This is a genomic window from Micrococcus lacusdianchii, assembly GCF_023155805.1.
GTDB classification, from domain to species: domain Bacteria; phylum Actinomycetota; class Actinomycetes; order Actinomycetales; family Micrococcaceae; genus Micrococcus; species Micrococcus lacusdianchii.
In genome coordinates this window covers 1-12716 of the sequence record NZ_JAKNUW010000029.1, presented here as the reverse complement: position 1 = coordinate 12716, position 12716 = coordinate 1, and the positions used below count along the sequence as shown (strand labels likewise).

Annotated in this window: 15 protein-coding genes and 1 pseudogene; 8 read left to right on the top strand and 8 right to left on the bottom strand. The window is 73.9% G+C overall.

Features of this window, described 5'->3' with window-relative positions:
* From MA879_RS11690 to MA879_RS11680, 3 genes are all read left to right on the top strand, one after another.
* Positions 1–444 (top strand): transposase (locus MA879_RS11690; RefSeq protein WP_248126664.1); only part of this gene is annotated, 444 nt, incomplete at its 5' end.
* Between the two features lie 117 nt (positions 445–561).
* Complete coding sequence (gene arsB / locus MA879_RS11685) at positions 562–1701, top strand: ACR3 family arsenite efflux transporter (RefSeq protein ID WP_282447880.1); 1140 nt, start codon at positions 562–564, stop codon at positions 1699–1701.
* Positions 1698–2108, top strand: coding sequence for an arsenate reductase ArsC (locus MA879_RS11680; protein ID WP_248126661.1), 411 nt, complete (start codon positions 1698–1700; stop codon positions 2106–2108). The genes arsB and MA879_RS11680 overlap by 4 nt, the downstream gene beginning before the upstream one ends.
* 36 nt (positions 2109–2144) lie before the next feature.
* Here MA879_RS11680 and MA879_RS11675 read toward each other — a convergent pair whose 3' ends face one another.
* On the bottom strand, positions 2145–2699 hold the full coding sequence (locus MA879_RS11675; RefSeq protein WP_248126658.1) for a TIGR03086 family metal-binding protein: 555 nt from the start codon (positions 2697–2699) through the stop codon (positions 2145–2147).
* 10 nt (positions 2700–2709) lie between these two features.
* A complete protein-coding gene (locus tag MA879_RS11670; protein ID WP_248126655.1) occupies positions 2710–3963 on the bottom strand; it encodes a polysaccharide deacetylase family protein in 1254 nt (417 codons plus the stop codon).
* A gap of 306 nt (positions 3964–4269) precedes the next feature.
* Between MA879_RS11670 and MA879_RS11665 the strand changes: the two genes are divergently transcribed.
* The 3 genes and pseudogenes from MA879_RS11665 (at position 4270) to MA879_RS12560 (ending at position 4971) form a co-directional block, all read left to right on the top strand.
* Complete coding sequence (locus MA879_RS11665) at positions 4270–4410, top strand: hypothetical protein (protein ID WP_248126652.1); 141 nt, start codon at positions 4270–4272, stop codon at positions 4408–4410.
* 29 nt (positions 4411–4439) lie between these two features.
* Positions 4440–4718: pseudogene (locus MA879_RS12565) on the top strand (SgcJ/EcaC family oxidoreductase); the annotation flags it as partial.
* Positions 4719–4797: 79 nt separating this feature from the next.
* Positions 4798–4971, top strand: a complete 174-nt coding sequence (locus MA879_RS12560) for a hypothetical protein (protein ID WP_248126670.1) — start codon at positions 4798–4800, stop codon at positions 4969–4971.
* Between the two features lie 91 nt (positions 4972–5062).
* Here the strand turns inward: MA879_RS12560 and MA879_RS11650 are convergent, their stop codons facing one another.
* The 3 genes from MA879_RS11650 to MA879_RS11640 are packed head-to-tail and all read right to left on the bottom strand — an operon-like array spanning position 5063 to position 8868.
* Positions 5063–5623 carry a GNAT family N-acetyltransferase gene (locus tag MA879_RS11650; RefSeq protein WP_248126649.1) on the bottom strand — a complete coding sequence of 187 codons (561 nt, stop codon included), beginning with the start codon at positions 5621–5623 and terminating at the stop codon, positions 5063–5065.
* A gap of 6 nt (positions 5624–5629) precedes the next feature.
* On the bottom strand, positions 5630–8089 hold the full coding sequence (locus tag MA879_RS11645; protein ID WP_248126646.1) for a YhgE/Pip family protein: 2460 nt from the start codon (positions 8087–8089) through the stop codon (positions 5630–5632).
* Positions 8089–8868, bottom strand: coding sequence for an ATP-binding cassette domain-containing protein (locus tag MA879_RS11640; RefSeq protein ID WP_248126644.1), 780 nt, complete (start codon positions 8866–8868; stop codon positions 8089–8091). The genes MA879_RS11645 and MA879_RS11640 overlap by 1 nt, the downstream gene beginning before the upstream one ends.
* 72 nt (positions 8869–8940) lie before the next feature.
* Here MA879_RS11640 and MA879_RS11635 point away from each other — a divergent pair, with 72 nt between their 5' ends.
* A complete protein-coding gene (locus tag MA879_RS11635; RefSeq protein ID WP_248126641.1) occupies positions 8941–9549 on the top strand; it encodes a TetR/AcrR family transcriptional regulator in 609 nt (202 codons plus the stop codon).
* A 21-nt stretch (positions 9550–9570) separates the two neighbouring features.
* Here MA879_RS11635 and MA879_RS11630 read toward each other — a convergent pair whose 3' ends face one another.
* Positions 9571–10338: a sulfite exporter TauE/SafE family protein gene (locus tag MA879_RS11630; protein ID WP_248126637.1), complete on the bottom strand. Its 768-nt coding sequence runs from the start codon at positions 10336–10338 to the stop codon at positions 9571–9573.
* A 73-nt stretch (positions 10339–10411) separates the two neighbouring features.
* Here MA879_RS11630 and MA879_RS12475 point away from each other — a divergent pair, with 73 nt between their 5' ends.
* A complete protein-coding gene (locus tag MA879_RS12475) occupies positions 10412–11689 on the top strand; it encodes an NAD(P)/FAD-dependent oxidoreductase (RefSeq protein WP_282447878.1) in 1278 nt (425 codons plus the stop codon).
* Between the two features lie 27 nt (positions 11690–11716).
* On the opposite strand, the gene MA879_RS11620 is transcribed toward MA879_RS12475, so the two are convergent.
* Positions 11717–12133, bottom strand: coding sequence for a sortase domain-containing protein (locus tag MA879_RS11620; RefSeq protein WP_282447877.1), 417 nt, complete (start codon positions 12131–12133; stop codon positions 11717–11719).
* Entirely contained in the window at positions 12133–12552 is a 420-nt protein-coding gene (locus tag MA879_RS11615) for a hypothetical protein (RefSeq protein WP_248126633.1), read from the bottom strand. Before MA879_RS11615 ends, MA879_RS11620 begins: the two co-directional genes overlap by 1 nt.
* Between the last annotated feature and the right edge of the window lie 164 nt (positions 12553–12716).

The window sequence follows — 12716 nt, the reverse complement described above, 5'->3', positions numbered from 1 at the left end:
GATGGGACCGGGCTGCCGCTGGTCAGCCTGATCACCCCCGGCCAGGCAGGGGACTCCCCGATGCTGCTTCCTCTTCTGGAGCAGCTGCGCGTGACCCGGCCAGTAGGGCGGCCCCGGACCCGCCCCGCGGCGGTGCTGGGCGATAAGGCGTACTCCTCCCGGGCGATCCGCACCCACCTACGTGCCCGTGGGATCAAAGCGGTCATCCCCGAACCGGCCGACCAGCAGGGCCACCGCAGACGGCGCGGTACCCGCGGCGGGCGCCCCGTCGGCCTCGACGCGGCCGCCTACAAGGGCCGCAATGTCATCGAGCGCCAGTACGCGCACCTGAAGCAGTGGCGGGGCCTGGCGACCCGGTATGACAAGTACGCGATCGTCTACCGGTCCGCTGTGGTGCTGAATGCTGTGATCGCATGGTCCAAACGATTGTCAGACATGCCCTAGTCGCACGCATTGACGCCCATCAATGCGTTGGTCTAACGTTCACATCGACGCACGTCGATCCGACCTCGTGGCGGCGCCGCCGTCCCGCCGCCCACCGCCCACCCGAACGAGGCCCGCATGTCCACCACGCCCGCCGTCGCGCCGCCGCCGACCCCCGCTCGCCCCGTCATGGGCGCCCTGTCCGTCCTGGACCGGTGGCTGCCGGCGTGGATCCTCCTGGCCATGGCCGCCGGCCTGGCCCTGGGACGCCTCGTCCCCGGCCTCGACACCGCCCTCCACGCCCTCCAGGTCGGGGGCGTCTCCCTCCCGATTGCGCTCGGCCTGCTCGTGATGATGTATCCCGTGCTGGCGAAGGTCCGGTACGACGAGACCCGCCGCATCGCCGCCGACCGCCGGCTCCTGGGGCTCTCGCTCGTCCTGAACTGGCTCGTGGGCCCGGCCCTGATGTTCGCGCTCGCATGGCTGCTCCTGCCGGACCTGCCGGAGTACCGGACCGGGCTGGTCATCGTGGGCCTGGCGCGCTGCATCGCCATGGTGCTGATCTGGAACGACCTGGCGTGCGGCGACCGCGAGGCCGCCGCCGTGCTCGTGGCCGTGAACTCGGTGTTCCAGGTGCTCGCCTTCGGTGCGCTGGGCTGGTTCTACCTGCAGGTGCTGCCGGGCTGGCTGGGGCTCCCGACGACGTCGGCCGAGTTCTCAGCCACCGCGATCGTCGCCTCCGTGCTCGTCTTCCTGGGCGTGCCGCTCGTGGCCGGGGCGCTGACCCGCGTGCTCGGCGAGCGGGCGCGCGGCCGCGCCTGGTATGAGGAGCGGTTCCTGCCGCGCCTCGGCCCGTGGGCGCTGTACGGGCTGCTGTTCACGGTGGTCCTGCTGTTCGCGCTGCAGGGGGACGCGATCACCTCGCACCCGTGGGACGTGGCCCGGATCGCGCTGCCGCTGCTGGCGTACTTCACGGTCATGTTCCTGGTGGGGCTGTTCGCCTCACGCGCCGTCGGGCTCGACTACGCCCGGTCGGCCACCGTGGCGTTCACGGCCTCGGGCAACAACTTCGAGCTGGCCATCGCCGTGGCGATCGCGACGTTCGGGGTGCAGTCCGGGCAGGCGCTGGCCGGCGTCGTCGGCCCGCTCATCGAGGTGCCGGTGCTCGTCGGGCTCGTGTCCGTGGCCCGGTGGCTCGGCCCCCGCCTCTTCCCGCAGGACCCCACGGTCCCCACCCCGGCGACGACGTCGCCCGCCCCCGTCAGGAGCCCCCGATGACCGCACCCCGCCCCACCGTCCTCTTCGTCTGCGTGCACAACGCCGGCCGCTCCCAGATGGCCGCCGGCTGGCTCGAGCATCTCGCGAGCGGACGCATCGACGTCCGCTCCGCGGGGTCAGCACCGAAGGACGAGCTGAACCCGGCGGCCGTCGCGGTGATGGCCGAGGTGGGGGTCGACCTCGCGGCGAACACCCCGAAGGTGCTCACCCCGGACGCGGTGCGGGGCGCGGACGTGGTGATCACGATGGGATGCGGGGACGCGTGCCCCGTGTTCCCGGGCACACGCTACGAGGACTGGGCGGTGGCGGATCCCGCCGGCCGCGACGTGGCCACGGTGCGCGCCATCCGGGACGAGATCCGGGCCCGCATCGAGGCGCTGGTCGCGCAGCTCCTGCCCGCGGGCTGACGTGCGGGACTGGCCGGCCGGCGACCCGGGCCCGGCTCAGCCCCGACGGCCCAGGCGACCGAGCAGGCGGGTCTGCGGGTCGGCGTCGTCGGCCACGGGGACGGGCTCGCCCAGGATGCCGGGCGTGTAGGCGGCGTCGCCGAACAGTTCCAGCGACTCCTCCACGCAGTCGATCTCCGCGTCCGTGAACCGCGCGTCCACGCCCTGCGAGCGGGCCAGGTCCCAACGGTGCACGATCACGTCGAACGCGTGGAAGCGGATCAACGCCTCGCCCACGGTCATCTCCCCCAGCGCGGTGTCCATCGGCCGCATGATGAACTCCTCGTCACCGGCGAGGGCGGACATGGCGGCGGCGTGCTTGGCCCACTGGGCGGCCAGCTGCTGGCGGGAGCCGTCGAAGAGGGGCACCTCCCGGCCCTGGCGGGCGGCGAAGTCGCGCTGGCCGGCGATCACGTGGTCCAGCAGGTCCAGCGCGTTCCAGCCCTCGCACGGGGTGGCCGCGTCCCAGTCGCGCACCTCATGGACGACGGCGGTGAACGGCTCGGCGGCCGCGTTCCAGCGGGCCTCGACCTCGGTGGCGGGGATGGACATGGTGCTCTCCTCAGGGTCGCGGGGTTCTCGGGGCCGCGGCGGGCGACGACGGCGCCGGGCTCGGCTTCTTCGGGCCGCGGATGGACTCGGGGCGGGCCGGGTCCAGGACGGACCGGGGGTCGAAGAACTCCTCCAGCACGGGCCGCTCGCCCGAGACGGCCGCGGCGAGGCTGATGCCGTCCACGTTGATGCGCGAGCCGCGGTAGTAGCCGGGCTCGAGCTGGCCCCACGCCTTGGAGGTGCCGTCCACGAGGAAGAAGGAGCGGTAGCCGAGCTCGCGGAAGTAGCGGTACCGCTCGTTGTCCGCGGTGTACTTGCCGGGCCCGGTCACGTCCGCGCCGAACGGGTAGATGAGCATGTCCGTGGGGCCGAGGATCGGTTCGACCTCCTGGTGCCAGTGCCCCATGTCGAACTCGAGTTCCTCCATGGTCACCTTCGGCACCGTCCGGTGGCCCCACGTGTGGGAGGCGAACTCCCATCCGCTGTCCTTGAGCGCCTCGGCGACCTCGGTGGCGGCCGCGACGTCGGCGTCGAACGTGGGGCTGTCCCCGAACTCGCGGGCCGAGGTGCGGTAGCCGAACACGCCGTCGTAGCCGGTCATGGCGAGCACGCCGCGGGCGCCGTTGAGGCTGAAGTCCTGGTGCTCGGCGAGGAAGTCGTCCAGGCGCGGGACGACGTCGAACGCCCCGATGTGCGTGGTGCCCTCGGCGTCCGTGTACTCGTTGCGGACGCGGCCGTCCTCGGCCACGATCAGGCGGTCCGCGAAGCCGTCGCCGTCCATGTAGAGGTAGTACGAGCAGTCGTCCAGGGAGAGGATCAGCGGGGTGCGGCCCTCGGGGACCATGAGGGTCTTCGGGCGGACGACGTCGTCCTCGCCCACCTCGTACAGCTCGTGCGGGGAGACCAGCACGTAGCCGCGCTCGTAGACCTGCCGGATGACGGCGTCGAACTCGTCCACCGTGACCATGAAGTCCAGGTAGCCGCCGGCCTTGTCGTCGCCGTCGAAGGCGCGGGCCGGGTCCACCACGAGGGAGTGGAAGAACAGGTGCGGCACCCGGGCCACGTCCGGCCAGGCCACCGGGTCGCCGGCGGGGGGCGGGCCGGCGGGGGCGGCGGAGGTGGGCGCGGACGAGGCGGGCTCGGACGACGACGGCGCCGCATCCTCCCCGTCCCGCCCGCAGGCGGCCAGCAGTCCCGATCCGAGCAGGGCGGATCCGGCCAGGAGCATCTGTCGGCGGGTCGGCTGCGGCACGGGCGGGGGCATCGGGCACCTTTCTCCGGGGCACCCATCATGCCAAGGCCGCCCGGCCCGCGACCACCCCTGCCGGGCGGGCGGAGGTGGGAACCGGCCGGACATGGGAGGCCGGCCGGCGACGGGGCTCGATCCGCCGTAGACGGCACAGAGTGGTCACGCGGACGACCCGAGCTCGGCGCGGACCGTGTTCGACCGCTTCGTGTTCAGCAACCACATCCGCAGCTTCAGCGTCGACTGAGCCCCGGCTGGGAGGCGCCTTCGACGCGCGCCGACACACGCGCCCCTCGCGCCGTGCCGCATGCCACACTGGCGAGCGTGACCCGACGTCCGGATGCACCGCCCCTGGCCGACCCGCGCACGCGTGCGGCCCTGCGCGCCGTGCTCACGGTCCTGGCCGTGATGGCGGTGCTGTTCGCCGCCGTCGTGCTGATGCTGGCCTACGGACCCGCCCGCTGAACCCGTCCCTCCCCGATCCAGGAGCAGTCATGTCCCCCGCGGACCCCACCGCCGACGTCGCGGCCCGGCCGGCCGGCCCCGCCGCGGTGGCCGAGGCCTTCGCGGCCGCCTGGAACGCCGCCGACGCCGACGCGCTCGCCGACCTGTTCGCCGAGGACGCGGACTTCGTGAACGTGGTGGGCGTGTGGTGGACGCGGCGGCGGCAGATCCGGGTGAACCACGCGCTCGGCTTCCGCTGGATGTTCGCGGCCTCCCGGCTCGTGCTCGGTCAGGTGCGCGTGCGCGAGCTCGGGGACGTGGCGGTGGTGCACGCGCCGTGGACCATGACGGGGGCAGACCGCGCCCGACGGCGACGAGGCCGGCGAGCGCACCGGCGTCCTGCTGCTCGTGGTGCGCCGCACCGAGGCCGGGGCGTGGGAGGCGGTGGCCGGGCAGAACACGGACTCCGTGCCCGAGGCGCAGACCCACCTGGCCGACGACGACGAGCTGGCCGCGGTGCACTACCACCCGTCGGCGTGGATCGATCCCGACGACGACCCCGACGGCCCGGAGGCCTGCTGAGCGGCGGCGGGCTCACTCCACCGTCAGCAGCCGCACCCGGCACTGCGGACGGTCGGGGCGCCACAGAGTGGTCACCGCCGGCGTTCCCGCCTCAGCCCAGGCTCTTCAGCCGCACCCAGTCGTCCTCGACGCGCTCCCCGCCGACCACGAACTGCCGCGCCCCGATCGTCGCGAAGCCAAGGCGCTCGTAGAACCGGTTGGCCCGTGTGTTCTGCGCGTTCGTGCCGAGCCACACGTGCCGGAACCCCAGCCGCCTCAGCCGCTCGACGCCGTCGTGCACGAGGGCCTCGGCCAGCCCGGTGCCGCGCCCCTCGGCGAGCACGTACAGCTTCGAGAGGTGGCCGGCCGGCACGTCGCCGAGCCGCTCCGTGACGGGTGCCTCGGGGGTCGCGGCGGTCTCGTACATGGCGTAGCCGAGCAGGGTCTCCGGGGCGTCAGCCGCGGCGCCCACGAGCACGATCCGCTCCGGGTCCGCGATCCACGCGGCCACGGCCGCCTCGCTCAGGCGCAGCGCGATGTGCGCGTCCACCGCGGCACGCGGCAGCGAGGACGGGGAGGCGTCCGGGAAGGTGGCCGCGGCGATCGCGGCGATCGCGGGCGCGTCCTCGGGGCGGGCCGGACGGACGACGGCGGCGCGGGGTGCGGAAGTCATCCCCGCTCAGGCCTGCAGCGCGGGGTGCAGGTCCTTCATGCGGAACCGACGCCGGCGCCGCACCACGAGCACGTCCAGGGCGAGCGCCGCCGCCCCGACCCCCATCAGCACGACCACCGGCACCCAGAAGCGCTGGTCCAGACCGCCGGAGATCGCGTTGCGGAACGCCTCGATGGAGTAGCTCATCGGCATGAACGGGTGCAGCGCCTGGAAGAAGCCGGGCAGCACCTCGGCCGGGTAGGTGCCGCCGGTGGAGGCCAGCTGCAGGATCAGCAGGACCAGCAGCAGCGCCGAACCGGGGGTGCCGAGCGCCGTCTGCACCAGGTGCGCGATGAGGGAGAACACCACGGCCACGAGCACCGTCAGGGCCACGGCCCGCACCGGGTGGACGGGGGCCAGGCCCAGCGGCAGCGTGGCGGCCAGCATGAGCAGACCGCCGCCCACGGCCACGATGCCCACGGGCAGCCACGCGGCCAGCGCGATCGCCACCGGGTTGCGGCGCCCGGCCAGCAGCCGCCCGCTGATGGGCCGCATGATGTTGAACGCGGCGATGCCGAACACCCACAGCGCGATGGAGAAGAACATCGGCGCCATGCCGCGGCCGTAGACCTCCGCGGAGTTGTCCACCTGCATCACGGCCTCCACCGGCCGGGACATCACCAGGGCGGCCTCGTCCCGCTGATCCTCGGTCAGGGCGGGGACGCGGTCGACGCCGTCGGAGAGCCCGGAGGCGAGCTCGTGGGCGCCGTCGTCGAGGGTGCCGAGGCCGGTGTACAGCTCCCCGGCGCCGTCCTGGAGCTGGGCCAGGCCGCCGTCGAGCTCGGTCGCGCCGGACTCCAGCTGCCCCGCACCGTCCTGCAGGGTCAGCGCCCCGTCGTGGAGCGCGGCGTTGCCCTCGGCGAGGGTGGTCGCCCCGTCCGTCAGCTCGCCGAGGCCGGACTGCAGCTCCCCGGCGCCGTCCTGGAGCTGGGCCAGGCCGCCGTCGAGCTCGGTCGCGCCGGAGCCCAGCTGCTCGAGGCCGTCCGCGAACTTCCCGGCGCCGTCGGCGAGGGAGTCGGCCCCGTCCTTCGCCTCACCGATCCCGCCCTGCAGCTTCTCCGCGCCCGCGGCCACGGCGTGGGCGCCGTCGTTGAGGTCCGTCAGATCCGCCTTGGCGGAGGCGGCGACGTCGTCCTCGACGAAGCCCTGGACGCGCTCGTTGGCGGCCGCGGAGGTCGCGGCGGCCTCCTCGGCGCGGCCGGCGACGGCGGTCACCCGCTCGTCCGCGCCGGTGAGCGCCTCCTGGAGCGCGGCGTACTGCTCGGACTCGGCGAGCGTCGGGTCCTCTTCGGCGAGCTCGGCCAGGGCGGCTTGCGCGTCGGCGATGCGGGCGCCCGCGCCGTCCTCGGCCGTGCCGGCCACCTCGGCGACCCGCTGGACGTCCTCGTCCACCGCGGCGACGTCGGCGGCCACCGCGTCCTGCCGCTCGATCACCTGGTCCAGGCCGGGGATCACCGTGTCGTAGAGCTGCTGGGTGCCGTCGGCCACCTGCGTGGCGCCGTCGGTGAGCTCGGCCGATCCGGTCTGCAGTTGGGCCAGCCCGTCGGAGAGGTCCGTGGCGCCCTGACGCAGGGCGGGGGCGTTCTCGGCGAGCTGCCCGGCACCGTCGGCGAGGGCCTGGGAGCCCCCGCGCGCCTGGTCGAGCCCGTCGGCCAGGCGCCCGGCCCCGTCCTGCGCGGACGCGGCGCCCTCGGCGAGTCGCTGGGCGCCGTCGTCGGCCTGGGCGGCGCCGTCCGCGAGGTCACCCGCACCCGTGGCGAGCTGGCCCGCGCCCTCGGCCAGCTTGCCCGAGCCGTCGTGGGCCTGGACGATCCCGTCCTCCAGCCGGCTCGCGCCGTCCACCGCGGAGGCCGTGCCGTCGGCCAGCTGCGCGGCACCGTCGGCGGCGTCCACCATGCCCGACCGCAGCTCGCCGAGGCTGGAGAAGACGGACTCGAAGTACGCCTCGATCGCGGACCGGTTCACGGCGGCCTCGACCTTGGCCTGGCTCGCGTTCGTGACGGAGCCGATCACGAAGCCGTTGGCGTCGTCTCGGCGCAGGGTGATCTGCGCCTGCCGCGGTGTCCCGCCGCCCTCGGGGCTGACGAGGTCACGACTGAGCTCGGCGGGGATCTCCAGGACGAGGTAGTACCGGCCCTCCCGCAGTCCCTCCTCGGCCTCCTCGCGCGTGGTCTCGCGCCAGTCGAAGGCGCGGTCGTCCTTGAGGCGTTCGGTCATGTCCGCGCCGGTGCGCAGCGTGGTGTCGCCGCGCTGGACGGGTTCGTCCTCGTTGACGATCGCCACCGGCAGACGGTCCATGGCCCCGTAGGGGTCCCAGTTCGCGGACAGGTAGAGGGCGCCGTAGATGGCGGGGACGAGGAAGATGAACAGCAGGGCGAGCAGGGGCAGGCCACGGCGGAAGCGTCGCAGCTCGTAGCGGAACAGCATCAGTTCTCCCGGACGGGGGGCAGGGTGAGGACGACGGCGTCGCGCGGCACGGGCGCGGAGGCCACGGCGCTCACCGCAAACGGGTGGCCGTGGTCCTTGAGGACGTCCAGGGCCGCGTGGAGCGCGGCCAGCTCATCGAGGGTCAGGGTGGCGTCCACGTCGTCGAAGGTGACGAGGCGGGCCGGGCGCAGGCAGGCGACGACGGCGGCCAGCAGCGCGCGCTCGGGTGCAGGCAGCTCCCCGACGACGGCCTCCGGCGCCACGCTCAGCCTCACCGCGTCCGCGAGGAGGGCGAAGCGCGCGCGGCCGGCGCGGCGGCGCACGCCGTCGGCGAGGCAGCGCTCGTCCACGACCTCGGCCGCGGTCAGCGCCGGCTCGAGCTCCACCACGTCGGTGGTGTGGGCGACGGCGGTGCGGGCACGGAGGGCGTGCGGGTGGCGCGCGGCGTCGATCGGGGGCCGGTACGCGCGGGCGGTGGGCCGCTCCGGGCCGTCCAGGGCGACGTCCACGGGGCCGCCGGTGAGCACGAGCTCGCCCCGCACGCCCTGCAGGCGCCCCGTGAGGGCGAGCAGCAGGGCCGAGCGGCCCGAGCCCTGGGTTCCGAGCACGGCCAGGTGGGTCTGCGGGGGCAGCACGAGGTCGAGGGGGCCGAACACCGGCCCGCGACCGCCGCGCAGGGTCAGACCGCGCGCCACGAGGGTGGCGGGCGGGAGGTCGTCGAGGTGCGCCGGGACGGGGGCGGGGCCATGGTGATCGGCGTCGGTGGGAGTGGAAGACATAGGCCCTCTTTGCCGAGTCGAGGCGGATTCAATACCATCGGTATTCAATACCATCGGCATCGAGAGGGCAACATGGCCACCCGACCCCGCCGCGCGGATGTCCGCGCGGCCATCCTCGATCACGCGGCGCGGGTGTTCGGACGGGAGGGCTACGCGCGCGCCTCCCTCGCCCGCATCGCGGCGGAGGCCGGCTACACGAAGGGCGCCGTCTATTCCGGCTTCGCGGGGAAGCCGGACCTCTTCGCCGCCGCCTGCACCGTCCAGTTCGAGCGGGCGACCACCCGAGCCATGGACGGCGTCGCCGACGCCCTGGACGACCCCGACCTGCCGCGCGAGGACCTGGTGGCCCGCGTGGCGGAGGCCCTGGCCGACGTCGTGCTCGAGACCACGGGCTCCTGGCCCCTGCTCCTCCACGAGTTCCAGGCCGTGGGCCTGCGCGAGCCCGCCGTGGGGAGAGCCTACCGGACGCTCACCGTCCGGCGGCGGGACTTCCTGGCCGGCCTGCTGCGCGAGCACCGCGTGCTGGCCGACGTCCCGGACGAGCAGGTCACGCACACCGCGGCCATGCTCCTGATGCTCGTGCACACGCTGTCGGTCGAGCGGCACCTGGCCCCGGAGGACCTGACGGTGGACGACGTGCGGGACACGCTGGCCGCGGCCGTGCGCTCCCTCCTGCCCTGACGCCTGCGCGCCGGCCCGTCCTCAGCCCAGGGCGCCGGCCACACCGCGCACCAGCGCCACCGTGCCCCCGACGCCGGCCAGGCAGATCGCGAGGACGCGCGCCTTCGCGGGGTCCACCCGGCGGGCCACCACCGAACCGAGCAGGACACCCAGCGGACCGCCCGCCACCACGGCGACCCACACCGGCCACGGCACGTGCAGCCCCGCGGGCACGGCCGCGCCGAACAGCGACTTGGTGACCAGCGAGGTGAGATTGGCCAGCAGGAACACGGGCTGGAGGGTGGCCGCCCACGAGCGCTGGTCCCACCGGCTCGCCACCGCGTAGACCGCGAGCGCCGGCCCGGCGATGCCCGCGGTGGTGTTCATGAACCCGGCCACGGCGCCGGAGGCGAACACGGCCCCGTTCCCCTGGGCAGTGAAGCGCTGCTGCAGGCCCAGGACGGCGGCCACGGCCACCAGCACGGAGGACCCCAGGAGGATCTCGAGCGCGTGGGCGTCCAGGACCCGCACGGCCCACGCCCCCGCGAACGAGCCGGCCACGAGCAACGGTGCGAGGCGGACGAAGCGCGGCCAGTCCACATGCCTGTGCAGCATCGCGAACAGCAGCACCGCGGACACCGAGGCGGCCACGTTGGACAGCGTCACCCCCGCCACCGGGCCCAGGAGCAGGGACAGCGTGGGTGCGGCGATCATGCCGACGCCCATTCCGCTCACCCGCTGGAGCGTGCCGCCCACGGTGATCGCGGCCAGCGCGACGACGGCCGGCAGCCACACCAGGGAGGGGTCCATGCGGGCAGTATGCCGGAGCCGGGGTGTCCGTCGGCCCTGGCTTCCGCCCGTGACGGGTGCGCATGCTGGCCGCATGGCCCAGCACAGCTCCACCCCGTTCCCGCTCGTGATCGTGGGCAGCGGCCCCGCCGGCGTCAGCGCCGCCCGCGCCTACGTCGACGCCGGGGGACCCGGCCCCGTCCTCATGCTCACCTCGGACGTGGACCACCCCTACGAGCGTCCGCCGCTGTCCAAGGAGCTGCTGCGCGGCACCGCCGAACCCGAGCCGACGGTGCTGGACGAGCTGCCGGACGCCGTCGAGCTGCGCCGGGGCGTGACCGTCACCCGCGCGGACCTGGGGGCGCGGACGCTGTGGGCCGCCGAGGAGCCGATCCGCTTCGAGCGGCTCATCCTGGCCCTGGGCGCCCGTCCGGTCCCCCTGCCGGACGTCGAGGCCGACGCCGAGGTGCACCTGCTGCGCTCCTTCGCCGACGCCCGCCGCCTGGTGACGTCGGCCGGGCACGCGCGCTCCGCCGTCGTGGTGGGGTCCGGGTTCATCGGCTGCGAGGCGGCGGCCTCGCTGGCGCTGCGCGGGGTGGAGACCACCCTGGTCACCCCGGACGAGGTGCCGCAGCAGAGACGGCTGGGCCGCGCCGCGGGCGAGCGGATCGCCGAGTGGCTGACGGGCGCGGGCGTCACGCTGCGCACGGGCGTGCGGGTGAGCGGCATCGAGGCCCCCCGGACCATCCACCTGGACGACGGCGTCACTCTCGCCCCGGACCTCATCCTCGCCGCGGTGGGCATCGAGCCCGGCGGCCTGCTCGAGGGCACGGAGCTGACCGTCCACGAGGGACGGATCGTGGCGGACGAGCACCTGGCCGCGGCTCCGGGCGTGTGGGTGGCCGGGGACGTCTCCCGGGCCCGGCATGCGGTGGCCGGCCGGCCGATCGTCGTCGAGCACTGGGGCGACGCCCTGACGATGGGCGAGGTGGCCGGCGCGAACGCCGCGGTCACGACGGTGTCCGTCCCGGACGCCGCGGCCGGGCAGAGCTCGGCGCTCGCGCACGAGGCCGACGCCGACGAGGGCGCGCTGCGGAGCTGGGACCAGGTGCCCGGGTTCTGGAGCACCATCGGCGAGCACCTCCTCAAGCACAGCGCCTGGGGTGACGGCCACACCACGGTCCGCGTCGTCGAGCGCCCCGGGTCCTTCACGGTCTGGTACGCGGACGAGGAAGACCGCCTGGTCGGCGTGCTCACCTACAACGCGGACGATGACGCGGCGCGCGGCCGGGAGCTCGTGGCCGCCGGGGCAACGTGGTCCGAGGTGAGCGGGGACCTGCGCGGCGAGCTGCGGACGGACGCGGACGCCTGAGCGGGCGGTGCCCGGTGCCGCAGCCGGTCAGTAGACGTCCACGAGGGTCGCGTAGACGATGTGGTTCTCCTCGAACTCGCGCGTGAAGGCGTTGTAGCCGTCGCACGTGATCAGGCGCAGCTCGGGGACGTCGGTGTCCCCGTAGACCTCGTCCGTGGGGAACTCGTCCTTGCCGTACGTGACGCCGCGGTCCACCGCGAACACGGCCACGGCGCCGTCCTCGCGCTCCACCTCGATCACGTCCCCCGGAGCGAGGTCGGTAAGGTGGGCGAAGACGCCCGCGGAGCCGTCCGTGGCGTTGACGTGGCCGAGCAGCACCGCCGGGCCGCTGACCTGGGGCGATCCACATCCCCCGATACACGACGCGCCGCCTCCCCTGCCGGGGAGGCGGCGCGTCGGTGGCTGTGAAGGCCGCCAGCGTGGCCCTCGAGCGAGTGCATTCATCAGCCGCCGAGGTAAGCGGTGACCACGTCGCGCAGCACTTCGGCGGAGTCGTAGATGTCCTCGACGTCCTCGATGTCAACCCGCATCCGATTCTTTTCGGCGTCGAACAGGGTCAAGAACTTCGCCCTTCCATCGAAATGCAGCCGGGCGATCGGTTTGCGGTTGTTGTCGTCCAGGATGATGCTGCAGTAGGAGACCGCGTCGCGCATGTAGACGCGATTCATCGGGACCATGCCAGCGAGGATCGCCTTGATGATCCTGAATCCCTCGATCTCCTCTTCCGTCGTCACCACGCTGGGCTTGAGCTGCGCCTCATCCAATCCCTCATCCTCTGGCGGGACCACCTGGCTGTCCGCGGATTGAGGTTCAGCAGAGACGGTCACGACGGGGAGGGCCTGGTCTCCCAGCGCGGTCTTCAAGCGGGAATTGACCCGATCATTGATGTACTGGCGGGCGGGGTGGATTCAATCGGTCGTCGCAACACCCTCTCAGAATCACTGGAGGTATGGGCGATGGCAAGCAAGGACTGGGCGAGGAAGATCAGTGACGTGCCCGAGGGGACACGTCGGCAGTGGAGAGCGGA

What these genes read in the sequence shown, in the direction of transcription:
- arsB (WP_282447880.1), top strand. Translation starts at nt 562, where the DNA reads ATGTCCACCACGCCCGCCGTCGCGCCGCCGCCGACCCCCGCTCGCCCC.
- MA879_RS11680 (WP_248126661.1), top strand. Translation starts at nt 1,698, where the DNA reads ATGACCGCACCCCGCCCCACCGTCCTCTTCGTCTGCGTGCACAACGCC.
- MA879_RS11675 (WP_248126658.1), bottom strand. Translation starts at nt 2,699, where the DNA reads ATGTCCATCCCCGCCACCGAGGTCGAGGCCCGCTGGAACGCGGCCGCC.
- MA879_RS11670 (WP_248126655.1), bottom strand. Translation starts at nt 3,963, where the DNA reads ATGCCCCCGCCCGTGCCGCAGCCGACCCGCCGACAGATGCTCCTGGCC.
- MA879_RS11650 (WP_248126649.1), bottom strand. Translation starts at nt 5,623, where the DNA reads ATGACTTCCGCACCCCGCGCCGCCGTCGTCCGTCCGGCCCGCCCCGAG.
- MA879_RS11645 (WP_248126646.1), bottom strand. Translation starts at nt 8,089, where the DNA reads ATGCTGTTCCGCTACGAGCTGCGACGCTTCCGCCGTGGCCTGCCCCTG.
- MA879_RS11640 (WP_248126644.1), bottom strand. Translation starts at nt 8,868, where the DNA reads ATGTCTTCCACTCCCACCGACGCCGATCACCATGGCCCCGCCCCCGTC.
- MA879_RS11635 (WP_248126641.1), top strand. Translation starts at nt 8,941, where the DNA reads ATGGCCACCCGACCCCGCCGCGCGGATGTCCGCGCGGCCATCCTCGAT.
- MA879_RS11630 (WP_248126637.1), bottom strand. Translation starts at nt 10,338, where the DNA reads ATGGACCCCTCCCTGGTGTGGCTGCCGGCCGTCGTCGCGCTGGCCGCG.
- MA879_RS12475 (WP_282447878.1), top strand. Translation starts at nt 10,412, where the DNA reads ATGGCCCAGCACAGCTCCACCCCGTTCCCGCTCGTGATCGTGGGCAGC.
- MA879_RS11620 (WP_282447877.1), bottom strand. Translation starts at nt 12,133, where the DNA reads ATGAATGCACTCGCTCGAGGGCCACGCTGGCGGCCTTCACAGCCACCG.